This window comes from Cryobacterium sp. PH31-L1 (assembly GCF_030063145.1).
Lineage (GTDB): Bacteria > Actinomycetota > Actinomycetes > Actinomycetales > Microbacteriaceae > Cryobacterium.
Genome location: NZ_JASISM010000003.1, coordinates 1 through 16,497 on the forward strand (window position 1 = coordinate 1; position 16,497 = coordinate 16,497).

At 67.7% G+C, this 16,497-nt stretch carries 13 protein-coding genes; 7 read left to right on the forward strand and 6 right to left on the reverse strand.

The features are described 5' to 3' along the window. Positions 1–154 precede the first annotated feature (154 nt). On the forward strand, positions 155–1,405 hold the full coding sequence (locus QMF22_RS06805) for a low temperature requirement protein A (RefSeq protein ID WP_283451694.1): 1,251 nt from the start codon (positions 155–157) through the stop codon (positions 1,403–1,405). 151 nt (positions 1,406–1,556) lie between these two features. Next, entirely contained in the window at positions 1,557–1,934 is a 378-nt protein-coding gene (locus QMF22_RS06810; RefSeq protein ID WP_283451696.1) for a DUF7882 family protein, read from the forward strand. 158 nt (positions 1,935–2,092) lie between these two features. Here QMF22_RS06810 and paaZ read toward each other — a convergent pair whose 3' ends face one another. The 4 genes from paaZ to QMF22_RS06830 all read right to left on the reverse strand — a co-directional run bounded on the left by paaZ (position 2,093) and on the right by QMF22_RS06830 (position 8,655). Next, positions 2,093–4,150: a phenylacetic acid degradation bifunctional protein PaaZ gene (gene paaZ / locus QMF22_RS06815; protein ID WP_283451698.1), complete on the reverse strand. Its 2,058-nt coding sequence runs from the start codon at positions 4,148–4,150 to the stop codon at positions 2,093–2,095. Positions 4,151–4,200: 50 nt separating this feature from the next. After that, positions 4,201–5,094, reverse strand: a complete 894-nt coding sequence (locus QMF22_RS06820; protein WP_283451700.1) for a 3-hydroxyacyl-CoA dehydrogenase family protein — start codon at positions 5,092–5,094, stop codon at positions 4,201–4,203. Next, positions 5,094–6,278, reverse strand: a complete 1,185-nt coding sequence (locus tag QMF22_RS06825; RefSeq protein ID WP_283451702.1) for a thiolase family protein — start codon at positions 6,276–6,278, stop codon at positions 5,094–5,096. Before QMF22_RS06825 ends, QMF22_RS06820 begins: the two co-directional genes overlap by 1 nt. Before the next feature lie 175 nt (positions 6,279–6,453). Continuing rightward, positions 6,454–8,655, reverse strand: a complete 2,202-nt coding sequence (locus QMF22_RS06830; RefSeq protein WP_283451704.1) for a DEAD/DEAH box helicase — start codon at positions 8,653–8,655, stop codon at positions 6,454–6,456. 260 nt (positions 8,656–8,915) lie between these two features. Here QMF22_RS06830 and QMF22_RS06835 point away from each other — a divergent pair, with 260 nt between their 5' ends. Continuing rightward, a complete protein-coding gene (locus QMF22_RS06835) occupies positions 8,916–9,377 on the forward strand; it encodes a GNAT family N-acetyltransferase (protein WP_283451705.1) in 462 nt (153 codons plus the stop codon). 1 nt (position 9,378) lies between these two features. On the opposite strand, the gene QMF22_RS06840 is transcribed toward QMF22_RS06835, so the two are convergent. Then, entirely contained in the window at positions 9,379–10,455 is a 1,077-nt protein-coding gene (locus QMF22_RS06840; RefSeq protein ID WP_283451708.1) for a CobW family GTP-binding protein, read from the reverse strand. 49 nt (positions 10,456–10,504) lie between these two features. Here QMF22_RS06840 and ykgO point away from each other — a divergent pair, with 49 nt between their 5' ends. Both ykgO and QMF22_RS06850 read left to right on the forward strand, forming a co-directional pair. Next, positions 10,505–10,627 carry a type B 50S ribosomal protein L36 gene (ykgO, locus tag QMF22_RS06845; protein ID WP_035839829.1) on the forward strand — a complete coding sequence of 41 codons (123 nt, stop codon included), beginning with the start codon at positions 10,505–10,507 and terminating at the stop codon, positions 10,625–10,627. Between the two features lie 108 nt (positions 10,628–10,735). Further along, the gene (locus QMF22_RS06850; RefSeq protein WP_283451714.1) at positions 10,736–11,944 is read left to right on the forward strand and encodes an alpha/beta hydrolase; all 1,209 of its coding nucleotides are present in this window, start codon (positions 10,736–10,738) and stop codon (positions 11,942–11,944) included. A gap of 111 nt (positions 11,945–12,055) precedes the next feature. Here the strand turns inward: QMF22_RS06850 and QMF22_RS06855 are convergent, their stop codons facing one another. Further along, positions 12,056–12,823 (reverse strand): IclR family transcriptional regulator, encoded by a 768-nt coding sequence (locus QMF22_RS06855; protein ID WP_283451717.1) that lies wholly within the window; start codon positions 12,821–12,823, stop codon positions 12,056–12,058. A 98-nt stretch (positions 12,824–12,921) separates the two neighbouring features. Between QMF22_RS06855 and hutH the strand changes: the two genes are divergently transcribed. Further along, positions 12,922–14,505: a histidine ammonia-lyase gene (hutH, locus tag QMF22_RS06860; RefSeq protein WP_283451719.1), complete on the forward strand. Its 1,584-nt coding sequence runs from the start codon at positions 12,922–12,924 to the stop codon at positions 14,503–14,505. 136 nt (positions 14,506–14,641) lie between these two features. After that, a complete protein-coding gene (locus QMF22_RS06865) occupies positions 14,642–16,309 on the forward strand; it encodes a M23 family metallopeptidase (RefSeq protein ID WP_283451721.1) in 1,668 nt (555 codons plus the stop codon). The last annotated feature ends 188 nt before the right edge of the window (positions 16,310–16,497 follow it).

A 16,497-nucleotide genomic window follows, 5' to 3' on the forward strand; every position in this document is an offset into this window, starting at 1 on the left:
ATCTGGCTACGATCTGGTCCCACATGAGGCCGAAAAGCACTGCGGCTTTTCGCACCTTTGGGGTACGTATAGATACATTACGGCCACCACACCCACCCGTCAAAACGCACCCCACCCGGGCGTGTCGCACCGGTCCCGGGGGGACACTGGGGAGGTGAGTCGATCAGAGAAAATGCAGCCGGAGCATCCGATAGAACACCGCGCGTGGATTCTGCGCCTGGGGTGTCGCCGGAGTCTGCTGCGGGCGGACGATTCCGCCAGAGGCGACCGGGTCACCTACATCGAGCTGTTCTTCGACCTGATATTCGTCTTCGCCCTCACCCAACTGTCGCGCTACCTGTACGCCAACCAGTCCTGGGTCGGTGCGCTGGAGTCGATCATTCTGGTACTCGCGCTGTGGTGGCTCTGGGTGTACACCACCTGGGTGACGAACTGGCTCGACCCGGCCAGGCTGCCGGTGCGCGGCGTCGTGATCGGGCTCTCGCTCGTGGGTTTGGTGATCAGCACGTCGATCTACGATTCCTTCGGCGACCAGGGGCTGGTCTTCGCTGTCGCTTATGTTGTGCTGCAACTGGGCCGCACCGTGTTCATGGTGCTCGCCCTTGCCCGGCACGATCCGGCCCTGCACGCGACCTTTCTGCGCATTCTGCTCTGGCTCTCGGTGGCGAGCGTGTTCTGGATCGTCGGTGGCCTCATGCCGCTCTCGGTGCGGCTGCCGGCTTGGTTGATCGCCCTGGCCATTGAGTACGGTTCAGCGAGCCTCGGATTTCGCATCCCCGGACTGAAGGCACCGGGCGTCGATGATTGGGATGTCTCCGGGCCGCACATCGCCGAGCGCAGCGCCCTGTTCGTCATCATTGCCGTCGGGGAGTCTTTTCTGGTGACCGGGTTTGCTTTCGTCGATCAGGAGGCATCCGCTCTGGGGATAACCGGGTTGTTTCTCGCCTTCGTCAACGGGGTCGCGATGTGGTGGCTGTACTTTGATCACGGCGAGCGGGCCGGCAGTAAGGCGATCTCGGCATCGAACGAGCCGGGCCGCATCGCCCGACTCGCGTATACGTACGTCCACGCGATCATCATTGCGGGAATCGTCGTCACCTCCGTTGCCGACAAGTCGGTGCTCGAGCATCCGGAAGATTCAATGACGCTTCCGGTGGCGGTGACCATCATCGGTGGGCCGTTGTTCTACCTCGTCGGGCTTCTGCTCTTTCGGTGGATCGTCACGCGCACGCTGCTCTTCTCCCACCTCGTGGGGCTGGTGTTGCTCGCGCTGGCCGGCACGGTTGCAACGTTCATGACCCCGCTCGGGCTCGGCGCCACGACCTCAGTCGTCCTGGTGGTCGTTGCGGCGTGGGAGACGGTTACGCGGGTCGTCGCCGGTACCACCGACGACGACGCCGGCTGACCGGATGCCGCGCCCTCCGAACGGCCGCGTACCCGCCGGGGACTGCGGTCCCGAATAGGGGGGCGAATGGGGTCGTAGGACCCTACTGGGTCGGCGGCCGAGAAGAGATACTGAGATCGGTGACATCGTTCACTCGATCAGAAAGGCAATCATGGGTTCTCTCACATATGACCGCGTCGTAGTGGAGATCGATGATCGTACCCTCGCTCACCTGCAACTCGTGATCGCGCAGAAGCTGCGCCGGGGTGAGAGTTTTCTGCTGTCCTGGCAGGACTCCGCCGCTGTCGGTTCCGGTCGCAGCTCGATTTGGCTGAACCCGGCGATCCCGTTGTACTTCAAGTACGCCGGCGGGCAGGCCGTCACGCTCAACCGCCAGTGGATCGAGGACCTCAGCCGCTCAGCCAACAGCGCCCAGGGCCTTGTCATCGTCAGTGAGGCCGGCTCGCTGCCGGTGGCCACGCTCACTGCGCGGCCAAAGACGACGATTGATGCCCGAACGACCGCGCGCACCGACACTGTGCTCATCTAGCCGTCTCACGAGTTCGCCTCACGCTCACGCGTTCAGCAGAATCTCCTGGAGCTGGGTGACCCCGAACGTGCACAGGCGTCGTAAGCGTTCGGAATACGACGGGCGAACGCGAAAAACGAGAGGGGCCCGTGCAGTGCGCGGGCCCCTCTCGTGTGAACCTAGTGCTTCGCGACCAGCGTCAGCACGTCGTAGGAGGCCACGAGTTCGTCGTTCTGGTTGGTCAGAACGGCATCCCAGCGCACATCGCCGTAGTCGTCGGTCTCGCGCGGGGTGATCTGCTTCGCGGTGAGCGCGACGCGGATGCTGTCACCGGGCGAGACCGGCGTGACGAACTTGAGGTTCTCGAGACCCGAGTTGGCGAGCACCGGTCCAGGCGCCGGGTCGACGAACAGTCCGGCGGCCCAGGACACGAGCAGGTAGCCGTGCGCCACCCGGCCCGGGAAGAACGGGTTCGCGGCGGCAGCGTCTTCGTCCATGTGGGCGTAGAAGGTGTCCCCGGTGAACTGGGCGAAGGTTTCGATGTCTTCGAGGGTGACCGTGCGGTAGTCGGACACGATCTGGTCGCCGATCACGAGTTCGGCCAGGCTCTTCCGGAACGGATGCGTGTCGCCGGCTCGTGCAGACGCGCCCTGGTGCCAGATTCCGGTGATGGCCGTGAGCATTTCGGGCGAACCCTGAATGGCGGTGCGCTGCATGTGGTGCAGCACCGCACGGATGCCGCCGAGCTCTTCGCCGCCGCCGGCCCGGCCTGGACCACCGTGCACGAGCTGCGGCACCGGCGAACCGTGCCCAGTGGACGTGCGGGCGTCGTCGCGGTCGAGCACGAGCACGCGGCCGTTGAAGGCGGAGATGCCGGTCATCAGGGCGACGGCCACTGACGGGTCGTGGGTGGCGATACTGGTCACGAGCGACCCGCCGCCCCGGCGCACGAGGGCGATGGCTTCATCCAGTGTGTCGTACCCGAGCACACTCGAGACCGGGCCGAAGGCCTCGACTTCGTGCACGGCGGAGGCGGAGGCGTCGTCGAAGCGCAGCAGCAGCGGCTCGACGAAAGCACCGCCGGGAGCGAGCGCGGTCGTGCCGTCTGCGTGGAGAACGAGCGGAGCATCCGTTTGGCCGACGACTAGCTTGCCGCCGGCCTCCTGCAGGCGGGCGACCTGCTTCAGCACTTCGAGGCGCTGTGCTGCGGAGGCGAGCGGGCCCATGGTGACGCCCTGGGCGCGCGGGTCACCGAGTACGATGCGTTCGGTGATGCGCGCCTGCACGGCAGTGACGACGTCATCCATGGCCGCGCGCGGCACGATGACGCGACGGATGGCGGTGCACTTCTGGCCGGCCTTGACGGTCATCTCGGTGACGACCTGCTTGACGAAGGCGTCGAATTCGGGGGTGCCGGCGGCGGCATCCAGACCGAGAACGGAGGCGTTGATCGAGTCGGTCTCGTTGGTGAAGCGCACTCCTCCGGTCTGCACGGAGTCGCTCGCGCGCAGCTTTTCGGCGGTCGAGGCCGATCCGGTGAAGGCCACGAGGTCGCCGAGGCGCACGTCGTCGAACAGAGTGGGCACGCTGCCGGACACGAGCTGCAGCGAGCCCTCGGGCAGCAGGCCGGAGTCGGCGAGAATGCGCACGAAGGCTTCGGCGAGGTAGCCGGACGGCGTCGCGGGCTTCACCAGGGTCGGCACGCCGGCCAGGAAGGCCGGCGCGAACTTCTCCAGCGCGCCCCAAACCGGAAAGTTGAAGGCGTTGATCTGCACGGCAACTCCGGGCAGGCGCGAGTAGATGTGGCGGGCGATGAAAGAACCGTCTTTGGAGAGCGGCTCGACCGGTCCGTCGACGTAGACGCGGGCGTTGGGCAGTTCGCGGCGCCCCTTGGAGGAGTAGCTGAACAGCACGCCAATGCCGCCGTCGATGTCGACCCAGGAGTCGACCTTGGTGGCGCCGGTTCGGCTCGACAGGGCGTAGAGCTCTTGCTTGCGTTCGGTCAGCAGCAACGCCATCTGCTTGAGCAACACGGCACGCTGGTGAAAGGTGAGCTCGCCGAGCGATTTCTGGCCGACGGTACGGGCGTAGTCGAGGGCGGCGGCGAGGTCGAGGCCCTGCGTGCTGACCCGGGTGACGACCTCACCGGTCGAGGCATCACAGACGTCGACCGCAGCGTCCTCGGACGTCGGGGTCCACCAGGCGCCCTGGACGTAGCTGGGCAGAATGGTCGTCATGGGGTCTCCTTCAATGCGCGTGCGGGGGGCGGTGTCGGTGCGGGCGGGCATCAGGCTTCGTCCCACCGGTAGAAGCCCTGGCCGGACTTGCGGCCGAGCTTGCCTTCGGCGACGAGTTTGCGCAGCAGCGCGGGCGGTTCGAAACGGGCGCCGAGCTGCTTGTGCAGGTATTCGGCGATGCCGAGCCGCACGTCCAGTCCGACCAGATCGGTGAGTTTCAAGGGTCCGACCGGATGCTTGTAGCCCAGCATCATCGCCGCATCAATATCCGAGGCGCTCGCGACACCCTCCTCGAGCATGCGGATCGCTTCGAGCCCGAGGGCCACGCCGAGGCGGGACGAGGCGAATCCGGGGGCGTCACTGACGGTGATCGGAGTCTTGCCGAGCGCCGAAACCCAGCTCTGGGCATCCGCGACCAATTCTGGCGAGGTGGCGCTGCCCGTGACGAGTTCGACCAGGTTCGAGGCCGGCACCGGGTTGAAGAAGTGCAGGCCGAGAAAACGGGCGGGGCGCTTCAACTCATCGGCGAGGTCGTCGATCGAGATCGACGAGGTGTTGCTGGCGAGGGCGGCGTCGGAGGGAAGGTGGGCCTCGACCTTCTGCAGGGCTTCCACCTTGAGCGCGCGCACCTCGGGAACGGCTTCGACGACGAGTTCGCGGTCGCTGAACAGGCCGAAATCGGCGCCGACAGCGAGGCGAGCCTCGAGCTCCGGGCGGGTCTCCCCGGTGGCGCCGCGGGTGATGCTCGCGTCGACGGCGCGCAGCACGCGCTCGCGCGCGGCATCCGCTTCGCTGTCGTTGCGTTCGACCAGAGCCACGTGGGCTCCGGCGAGCAGGAAGGCGTGCGCGATTCCGGCGCCCATGCGCCCGCCGCCGAGCACGCCGACGCGATCAGGAACGCCGGATTCGCCGCGGTCGCCGAGTTCGAGTTCAGACACAGACATCAGACACGCTCCAAAATGAGGGCCGAGCCCTGGCCGACGCCGACACACATGGTGGCGAGGCCGTGCTGGGCGTTTTCCCGCTCCATGCGGGCGAGCAGCGTCACGACCAGGCGTGCACCGCTGGACCCGAGCGGATGCCCGAGCGCGATAGCGCCGCCGTCGCGGTTGACAATTTCTTCGTCGAGGCCGAGGCGGCGGATGCACGCGATGGACTGGGTGGCGAAGGCTTCGTTGAGTTCGATGGCACCGAGGTCGGCGAGGCTCAGGCCGCTGCGCTCGAGCGCGCGCTGAGTGGCGGCGACCGGGCCGAGGCCCATGATCTCGGGGGCCAGGCCCACGCTGGCGCCGACCACAATGCGAGCGCGCGGCGTGAGGCCGTACTTTTTCACGGCCTCGCCGCTCGCCACGAGAACCGCCGAGGCGCCGTCATTGAGCGAGCTCGCGTTGCCGGCCGTGACGACCGAACCGCCGGCAACGATGGGCCGCAGGGCGGCGAGGCCCTCGAGGGTGGTCTCGCGGCGTAGACCCTCGTCGACGAGCACCTCGCCCTTTTTAGTGGGCACGCCGACGATTTCATCGACGAAGTGGCCGGCGTCGATCGCGGCGGCTGCGCGCTGGTGGCTGCGGAGGGCGAAGGCATCCGCTTCTTCGCGGGTGATGCCGTCGAGGCGGGCGACCTCTTCGGCGGTCTCCGACATGGAGAAGGTGGCCTTGTCACGGGCGGCGAGTTTGGGGTTCACGAAGCGCCAGCCGATGGAGGTGTCGAACTGGGCGCCGGGCTTGGCCCAGGCGCGGTCGGGTTTGGCCTGCACCCAGGGGGCGCGGGTCATCGACTCGACGCCGCCGGCGATCATGAGATCGGCGTCTCCGGCGCGGATGGCCTGCGCGGCCATGGTGATCGCTGACATGCCGGAGGCGCACAGCCGGTTCACGGTGATTCCCGGAACGTGGTCGGGCAATCCGGCCAGCAGCCCGGCCATGCGGGCGACGTTGCGGTTGTCTTCGCCGGCCTGGGTTGCGGCTCCGAAGATGATCTCTTCGATCAGGCCCGGATCGATTCCGGCGCGGCGCACGGCCTCGCCGACGACGAGCGCGGCGAGGTCATCTGGACGAACTGTGGCCAGCGCTCCGCCGTACCGACCTACGGGGGTGCGTGCTCCTCCAACGAGGTAGGCCTCAGCCATGTTTTCTCCTGACGACGATGTCTGCGGGTGCGTGTGGGAACGAGTCGTAACTTACCGACCGTTCGGAAAGTAATTCTGGCAGATGCGGGCGAGTTCGGCAAGCGCGGCGCAAACGGTACGCAAAAGGGGCACCCGCCGACTGGCAGGTGCCCCTCTTTTCTAAAACAAGCGGATGCTAGATGCTCGCCAGTTCGCGCACAGCCGCGCCACCGGGGGCGGCGGTGGTGTAGCTCGCGTCGATCTCGGCGCGCTCGAGCAGCTCGCCCATGCGGCGCTGACGCTGCTTGGGAATGAGCGTCACAACTGTTCCGGTCTTGCCGGCGCGGCCGGTACGACCGGCGCGGTGGAGGTACGTTTTGTACTCGTCGGGGGCGTCGGCCTGGATGACCAGGTCAATGTCGTCGACGTGGATTCCGCGAGCCGCGACATCCGTTGCGACGAGAACGTTGACCCGGCCGCTCGTGAGCATCTGCAGGTTGCGGGTACGGCGGGCCTGGTTGAGGTCACCGTGCAGGCTGGTGGCCTTGACTCCGGCGTCTTCGAGCTGGTCAGCGAGCTGCTCGGCGTAGGCACGGGTGCGGCTGAAGATGAGAGTCTTGCCCTCGCGGTTGACGAGCTCTTCGATGATGCGGCCCTTGTCGCGGTGCTCGATGACGAGCACGCGGTGGTCGATCGTGGAGGAGGCCTGGTCTTCACCGGCAACCTCGTGCACGGCCGGGTTGGTCAGGAATTCCTTGACCAGCGAGGCAACGCCCTTGTCGAGGGTGGCGGAGAAGAGCAGCTTCTGGCCGCCGGCCTTGGTCTGGCGCAGGATGCGCTGCACCGGCTCCAGGAACCCGAGGTCGCACATGTAGTCGGCCTCGTCGAGCACGGTGACGACAACTTCGGAGAGGTCGAGACGACCCTGGTCGATGAGGTCTTCGATGCGGCCGGCGGTGCCGATGATGATGTCCACGCCGCGCTGGAGGGCGCTGACCTGGCGGTACTGCGGAACTCCGCCGTAGATCTGCGTGGTGAAGAGGCCAACGCTGCGGGCGATGGGCTGGACGGTGCGGTCGATCTGCAGCGCGAGCTCACGGGTGGGCGCGAGGATGAGCGCGCGGGGTTTGCGGGCCATCTTGCGGTCCTTGGCGCCGTTGTTCTCCATCAGCTTTTCCACGAGGGGAGCACCGAAGGCGATGGTCTTGCCGGATCCGGTCTTGCCACGGCCGAGCACGTCGCGCCCGGCAAGCACGTCGGGGATGGTCGCAGCCTGGATCGGGAACGGTGACGGAGCGCCAAGGGCGGCGAGCTCGCGCACGATGTTCTCGCCGAGGCCCAGGTCGCCGAAGGTCACACCGACGACATCGGATGCCGTCGTGGCGATGGCTTCGAGACGCTCGAGTACGACGTCGTCGCCGCCGGCGAAGCTCGGCTTGGCGCCGTTTTCGTTGCGCTTCGGGTAGAAGGTGCTGTCATTGTCTGAACGAGCCGGGCGATCGTTACCGAAGTCGCGACGTGGCGCACGCTCGGCGCGATCGCCGTAAGACGGACGCTCCGTGCGAGCGGGGCGGTCGTTGTTGTAGGTCGAGCGGTCGGTGCGCGGGGCACGGTCACCATAGGACGGACGCTCCGTGCGAGCCGGACGGTCGTTGTTGTAGGCCGAGCGGTCGGTGCGCGGGGCACGGTCACCATAGGACGGACGCTCCGTGCGCGGAGCACTGTTGCGGTCGCCATAGGAGGGGCGCTCGGTGCGGGCCGGACGGTCATTGTTGTACGACGGACGGTCAGTGCGCGGGGCACGGTCACCGTAAGAGGGGCGCTCAGTGCGCGGGGCACTGTTGCGGTCGCCGTAGGACGGACGGTCGTTGTTGTAGGCCGGGCGGTCGGTGCGCGGGGCACGGTCACCATACGAGGGACGCTCGGTGCGCGGAGCACTGTTGCGGTCTCCATAAGACGGACGGTCGTTGTTGTAGGCCGGACGGTCGGCGCGCGGGGCGCGGTCACCGTAAGAGGGGCGCTCGGTGCGGGCCGGACGGTCACTGTTGCGGTCATTGTTGTACGACGGACGATCCGTGCGCGGACGGTCGTTGTTGTAGGCAGGGCGCTCGTTGCGCTCGCTGTTGGTGCGGCCACCGTTTTCGGGGCGAACGGAACGCGAGCCGTAGGCCGGGCGTTCGCTCGACGGACGCTCATTCGAACGAGCCGCGCGCTCGTCCGCGTTCCAGCGCTGCTTCTTGGGGGCACCCTCGTCCGCGCGGTAACCGCGGTGTCCGGGGCTCTTGCTGCCGGCGTTGTTGGAACCGCCGTGGCCCGATCCGGCCTTGGAGGCATACTTGGGATCGAAGTTCTTACCGCCACGACCGACGGTGGAGTTGTGCGAATTGCCTTGAGGCATAAAAATATCTCTGGGTTGTGTTCAGTACATGGCAGAACAACATCGCACATGCGACGTAACTGAGAACCCGAGCAATCTGTGGTCGGGGCCGTTCACATACAGTGATTTTTCACCAGCGGATTACTGGGAAACCGGCCCAACTTGACTTACAAACCCATCCGCGCACAGCGCGGTGTCAAGAGCCGACTTGTCTACGCTACCGGATATACCCTGAAAAGTCACGCTCAAGTGCGCACATTGCCGCGCTCTATTCTGATGACATGACCATTTCGATCAGTATTGAGCAACCGCGCCAGGCCGACGTCGCGGCCTTACTGGCCGCCGGAACCGTCTTCGCATACTCGCTCTACCCGGTGGAGAACACGTTCCTGCTGAGTACCGACGAACTCGAGCGTCCCGGTGTCGCCGTGTATGTGGCCCGTGATGCGCACGGCGCTGCCTGCGGAATGGCGGCTCTGGTTCCGCTGGACTCGGCCGACACAGCCGAACTGAAGCGATTGTTCGTGCACGCCGAAGCCCGGGGCCGCGGTGTGGCCGGCCGCCTGCTCGACCGCATCGAAGCGGATGCCGCTGCCCGCGGCATCCGCTCTCTCGCGTTGGAGACCGGAACGCTGCAGGACGCGGCGATGGCGCTGTACCGTCGTCGCGGCTACGAGCAGATCGAGCTGTTCGGCCCGTATGTCGGCGAAGAGTTGAGCGTCTGCTTCGCCAAGAGCCTCTGACTCAAGCGGCACGTTCGAGCACCCAAGCCGGGAACGGGTCGGCGAGGGTGTTCCAGAACATGGGGCCGGCGAGAAACTCGGCGTCGGTGAGCAGGCAGTCGTCAAGGTTGGCGCTGAGCAGGCGCGCATCGAGGTCGCGGCCGAAGAATGCGATCTCCTGGCCGAGCAGTGACTCGGGGTCGTGGCTCGCCATGCCGGTGGGCTCGAAGGTGATGGTGGGACCGGCGCTGCTCCAGGATCCGACCGTGGCGGGCCGTGTGGCGAGACGAAACAGTCCGCGGGAGCGCAGGATCTCGCCAGCCTCCTCGGCGCGGTCCCGAAAAAAGTCGGCCAGGCGCGCCGGGTGGAACGGTCGCACGTCCCGGTAGACGACACAGTTAAGCCCCTGCGGACTGCGCGAGAGCAGGGCGTCGCCGTTGAGTTGGCGTACCCAACCGGAGCTGCGCTGCAGCCAGGCGAACATGTCGCGGCGCGGAACGGGCCAGCCGTCGGCACTGCCCTGGCCGTGTTCGGCGAAGACGATGTGGCTGGCCGGATTTAGCAGGCGCACGAAATCGCGAATATCGGCGGAATCGCTCATGGGCACAAGGTCAGTCTTGTTGATCACGACGATGCTCGCCCACTCGATCTGTTCGATCAACAGGTCACCGACGGTGCGCTCAGGGTCGTTGTGGGCGTGGTCATAGTTCACGTCGTGTTCGTCGGGAGTCGGCGCGAGGGTTTCACGGTGGAGGTCGTCCCAGAATCGCTCGGCATTCAGCACGGTGATGAGGTCGCCGAGACGCACGGCGTGGCCGTTTGCGAGTCGCTCGGGTGAATCACCGGTTGCGACGAGGGAACTGGCAATCTCGAGCGGCCCGACCGCGGTCGGTGCCTCGACGAATACGTCGAGAGCGGATGCCTCGCCCCCGCCCGTTGGGGCACTGTCGGCCGCTTCGATCAGCACAGTGCGCAGGCCGCCGGCCGCCGATGTGGTCAGGGCGAACGGTTGGCGCCCGAGGTTGTGCGCCACCGATGTCTTGCCCGCGCCGGCCAGGCCGCTCACTACATTCACCCGAAGATACGTTTCTGTCTGCATGTCTGTTACTCTAGTTGATAGTCGTTCTCAATAAGAATTTGGAGACAGCGTGAAGGTACGCAATTCGCTCAAGGCGCTCAAGAAGGTTCCGGGCTCGCAGATCGTGCGGCGCCGCGGCCGCACGTTCGTGATCAACAAGCTCAATCCGCGCGCCAAAGCACGCCAGGGCTAGCCGCGCCACCGTCGCCGCAGTCTCGGCAGGGGCGATCGACCGCGATTCGCTGGCGGCAGCGGATGCGCCTAGTCTCGAATCGACCAGAATCGATTCCGGGGGGCGTCAGTGACACCAGCTCGACGCCCGACCCCGCGCGGCCGCCGCCGACTCACCCGCGGCAGCATCGCGCTCATTGCAACGAGTGTGGCGATCGTGGCCACTGGCCTGCTGGCCGGCTTTCGGGTCGACCTGTATGACGTCGCCCCCGACGATCCGGCAGCGCGCGCCAGCGAGCTGACAACCAACGATGTCGTGGGTATCCGTACCTTTGCGCCCGGCGACGACGTGACCGTCACGACCGATGTCGTCTACGGCACGCAATCCGACGGTGCGCTGCTCACCCTCGATGTCTGTTCGCCGACTCCCCCGCGATCAACCAGCACTCCCGACCCGTCTGACACCGCGCTCGATGGCACAGCACGCGACGATACAGCACGCGGCGGCACAGCACGCGGCGATACAGCGGATGGCGTGGCCGGCGGTTCCGCAGACGCCGTTCTGCCGGGCGCGGGCACCGACACGGGCACCGAAGCTGAGGCCGCGATGCCGTCCGACGCCGCGACATCCGCTCCTGAGCACTCGCTCCTGCCGGCCGTCATCTCGGTGCACGGCGGCAGTTGGGCCCGCGGTGACAAGGGCAACAGCGACTGGCGCCTCGTCTGCGAATGGCTGGCGAGCGAGGGATTCGTGGCCTATTCGGTGAACTATCGGCTGGTGCCCGACGCCGTCTTTCCGGCCGCGATCGATGATCTGAAGCTCGCCGTGGAATGGGTGCGTGACCTGGACAACGCCGAGGAGTACGGCATCGACCCCAACCAGATCGGGGCGTTCGGCGGGTCGGCCGGCGGCAACCTCGTTGCCCTGCTCGGCACGAGCGGCCGCGGCGCGCTCACGACCGACGCACGTATCGCCGCGGTGGCCGAGCTGTCGGGGCCGGTCGACCTGCGGGCATCCGGTCTGGTCAACGCCGTCGACGGGCTTACGCGCATCACCCGCAACTACCTGGGCTGTACGAACATCAACCGGTGCGCTCAGTCCGTCGACGCCTCGGCCTCGAGCCGACTCGACCGCAGCGACCCGCCGGTGTTCATCGGCACCTCCTCTGACGAATTCATTCCACTGAGCCAGTCGACCGAGTACGCCGCGCAACTGGAGAGCCTGGGCATCCGCACCGAGCTCGTGGTTGTGCCCGGAGACCTGCACTCGATCGGCATCCTCGACGAGGGCATGCGCACCCGGGTCGCGTCGTTTCTGCACGCCGAACTGGGCTGGTAGCGGGCCGCGAATCGGCCTCAACTCCCTCGCGGTACGTGTTTGAGAAGGTGGCACTGGTTTGAACACGTGCCAACTTCTTGGAGGCGTGCCGCGACGCCCGGTGAGGGCGGCTCAGCGCGGCCGGCCGCCGATCCGACGGGACAGCTCCGCGGCCGTCGCCGCCACGGTTTCGGCGAGGGCCGGCCAATCCCCGGGTGAGAACCGGTCCTGCGCGAAGGTCACCGCAATGGCGGCGGCGGGCCAGCCGGCGTGGTCGTGCACGGCGAGCGCAACGGAGGCGATGCCGGGCGTGATCTCGCCGTTTTCGGTGGCGTAGGCATCCGTTTTGACCCGGTCGAGCACGGCTCGAAGCTCGAGCCTCGTGCGCGGGCCACGGCCGTCGCGTTGTTCCAGAGCCGCCTGGTTGGGATAGAGCGCACGCAACTGGGCGGCGGGCAGGGCCGCGAGCAGGGCGCGTCCGCTGGCCGTGAGCTGCGCGGGCAGCCGCACCCCCACGTCGGAGACGAGGGAGGGGCGATGGGCCGCACGCTCCTCGACCAGGTAGATCACGTCACGCCCGTGCAGCACCACGAGGTGCGCGCTCTCCCCCAGCCGGTCGACGAGCTGGGCGATCAACGGGCGGCCGAGCCGGGAGAGCGGTTCCTGCCGACTGAACCCCGAGCTCAGTTCGAAAGCGGCGATGCCGAGCCCGTAGCGGTGTTCCTCCGGCAGGTGCACCACGAACCCCTCCGCCACGAGCACGTCGAGCAGTTGGTACACGGTCGAGCGCGGCAGGTCGAGGGCGGTCGCCAGCGCTGCCGCGGGGATCGGACCGCGCTGGGCGGCGAGATGCGTCAATACGCGCAGGGTGCTTTGCGCGGCCGGAACCTTTGACGCCATCACGAATCCTTTCAGAGCGGATGCTCGCGTCCGGTATCCCGGACACCGTCCAGCGTATCGCCCTGTTGCCCGGGCCCGCGAGGGTGTGCAATCGAAACATGACCCTTGCAGCAACGCCCAGAACCGACCGGATCAACCCGAGCGGGGCGTCCGCTTCGAGCGTTGTCGTGGGAGCCGGAGCGCTCTCCTTTGCCGATGTGATCGCCGTCGCCCGCCACGATGCGCTGGTCACCCTCGACCCCACCAGCCTCGAACAGGTCGCGGCGACCCGCACGATCATCGACGCCCTCGCGGCGGATACCGAGCCGCACTACGGCATCTCCACCGGCTTCGGGGCTCTCGCGACGACGTTCATCACCACCGACCGGCGCGCCCAGCTGCAGGCGAGCCTCGTGCGCTCGCACGCTGCTGGCAGCGGCCCCGAGGTGGAACGCGAGGTCGTGCGCGCCCTCATGCTGCTGCGGCTTTCCGCGTTGATGACCGGTCGCACCGGTGCGCGCCCGGCCACCGCCGAGACCTACGCGGCCGTGCTGAACGCGCAGATCACACCGGTCGTTCACGAATACGGATCGCTCGGCTGCTCCGGCGACCTCGCCCCACTCGCCCACTGCGCCCTCGTCGTGATGGGCGAGGGCCAGGCGCGCGACGCGGCCGGCACCCTGATCAGCGGCGACGAAGCCCTCAAAGCCGCCGGCATCCCTCCGGTCGTTCTCGCCGAGAAAGAGGGCCTCGCCCTGATCAACGGCACCGACGGCATGCTCGGCATGCTCGTGCTGGCCCTCGACGACCTCGCCCGCCTGCTCGTGACAGCCGATATCGCAGCAGCGATGAGCGTGGAGGCTCTGCTCGGAACGGATGCCGTCTTCGCGGCCGATCTGCAGCAGCTGCGGCCCCAGCTCGGCCAGGCCGACAGCGCCGGAAATCTGCGCCGCCTGCTCCACGGCTCAGGCCTGTTGGCCAGCCACGCCGGCCCAGAAGACACGTCGGTGCAGGACGCCTACTCGCTGCGCTGCGCCCCGCAGGTGCACGGTGCCGCGCGCGACACCGCCGCGCATGCCGCCCTCGTGGCCGGCCGCGAACTGGCCAGCGCTATCGACAACCCGGTCGTTACCGTCGACGGGCGAGTAATGTCGAACGGTAACTTTCACGGCGCCCCGCTCGGCTACGTGCTCGACTTTCTCGCCATCGCCTCAGCGGACGTCGCGAGCATGAGCGAGCGCCGCACCGACCGTCACCTCGATGCGAGCCGCAGCAAGGGCCTGCCGCCGTTTCTCGCCCACGAAGTTGGCGTCGACTCCGGGCTCATGATCGCTCAGTACACCGCCGCCGGGATCGTGTCGGAGTTGAAGCGGCTGGCTGCACCGGCATCCGTTGACTCAATTCCGTCGTCGGCGATGCAGGAGGACCACGTATCGATGGGCTGGCACGCCGCCCGCAAGCTGCGCCGCTCGCTCGACGGGCTCGGTCGGGTGCTCGCGATCGAGATCATGACCGCCTCCCGATCGCTCGACCTCCGGGCGCCGCTCGTGCCGGCCGCGGCGACCGGAGCGGTGCGCGACCTCGTGCGCACCGTCGCTGCCGGCCCCGGGCACGACCGGTTTCTCTCCCCCGAAATTGAGGGGGTAATGGCGCTCGTGGCGTCGGGCGCGGTGCGCTTGGCTGCCAGCCCGGGGCTGGTGTAACGCGCGGCCGACCTTGTAGCGACCTTGAACGGTGAATTTGCCCCGTTGTGAGCGCACCGGTGCCGTGCCATACTTGCGCCACGCTGGCCCGCCCGAGCCGCGTAAATCCATTACCCGAAATGGATCAGGTCCTGCAATGTTGCCACCCGCGAAGCGCCGACGCACCGTGCGGTTCGGGCGAGCGAAACCGCGGCATCCGGCCACAGCCAAGCGGATGCTGGTTCGTCGCGACGGCTGGCTCGCTGCGGTCGTTGTCACGGCCCTCGTGCTGTTCGGCGCTCCGATCGCGGCCAGCGCCGACGACCTGCCAGCGGGCTCGTCGGCCACGCCGCCGTCCGCTGTCAGCGCGAGCCCGGAGCCCGCGCCCACGCCCACGCCTGAACCAACCGCCCCGGACGCCGTGTTGGCGCCCACTCCGACGCCGGAGCCCACGCCTGAACCGACGCCTGAACCGACCGTCGCGCCGACGCCTGAGCCAACCCTCGAGCCCACCCCTGAACCTGCCCCTGAACCTGCCCCTGAACCGACCGCAGAGCCAACGCCAACCCCGACCGAGGCACCCGCTCCTGAGCCGAGTGATGGTCCCATCCCACCGGTGACCGAGACGCCTGAGCCGACTCCAGACCCGACCGTCGCCCCGAACCCGGTTGCAGCGATTGACACCGGGGCTGCTGCGGCACAAGCCGCGACCACGGCATCCGCTCAGGCAACGGCGCGCGCGGCCGCCGCCCAGGCTCTCGCGGCGCAGCGGGCTGCCGCCGAACGGGTCGCTGCCGAGCGCTCGGCCGCACAGGAACTGACCGTTCAGCGAGCAGCAGTATTGGCGACCGCGCTGACCCGCTCGCAGGCCGCACAGGTCGCGCTCGACACCGCGCGCAACGAACTGGAGGCAACGCGGGCGAGCCAGTCAATCGCCCTCGGTCGCGCCTCCCTCGTGCACCGCCTCGCGCTAGAGGCCGTACAGCAAGCCGCCGACTCCCGGCGCAGCTTCGCGGTACTCGCGCGCAAGCTCGCCCAGCAACAAGGCGGCGCCGGCGTTGCCGACGTCTTTCTCGGCGGGCACTCGCTGGGCAACGTGCTCGATCAGCTCAGCACGCTCGACCATCTGGACCGCGTTACCGAGAACATCGCGACCATTCAGGCGCGCGCCGAGGCCGATTCAGGGCGCGCAGACCGGCTGAACCAGCAAGATGCCGAGACGCGCGCCGCAGCGAGCTCGGTGTCGGTTGGCGCCAGCCAGGAAACCCTCAACGCGGCCACGACCAACTTCGAGGCTGCGGGACTCGACCTGGTCGCCGCCGCAGCGCAGGCGGTGACAGCCGCCGCGAGCCTGGCCGCGCTCGGCGTGCGCCCGATTCTCAACACCGACGTCGGCCAACTGAGCAACCAGGGCTGGGTGAACCCGGCACGCGGTCCCGTAACGGATACCTACGGTCCGCGCCCGGTTCGCCCGCTCCCCGGAGCCGGCGCGTTCCACTACGGCACCGACATCGGGGCGAGCTGCAGAGCACCCGTCATAGCCGCCACCGCCGGAATCGTGCGCGCGGCTGGCTCCGTGGGGAGTTACGGCAATTGGATCCTGATCGACCACGGCGAGGGTGTGCAAACAGGCTACGCCCACCTCGCCACCGGTGAAACTCTCGTCACTGTCGGTGATCGCGTCGCCGCCGGCCAACGCATTGGGAGCATCGGCAGCACCGGTCTGTCCACCGGCTGCCACACCCACGTTGAGGTGCGGGTCGACGGTGTGCGCATCGACCCGCAACCCTTCTTCCTGCTTCGCGGCGTCGTGCTCGGAGGCTGACTGCACGCGGACGTAGTGCTGCCTGCGTCAGCGTCACCGTCAGCGGCAGCGGCAGCGGCAGCGGCAGCGGCAGCGGCAGCCGATGCTCGGTGGTCGCTATCGGCCATTCGCTGTGGCAGGGCACTCACCATGCACGAGATGCCATTTTCGGCCCCAGGAGCCTCGTCCACCACACGTGAGATGCCAGA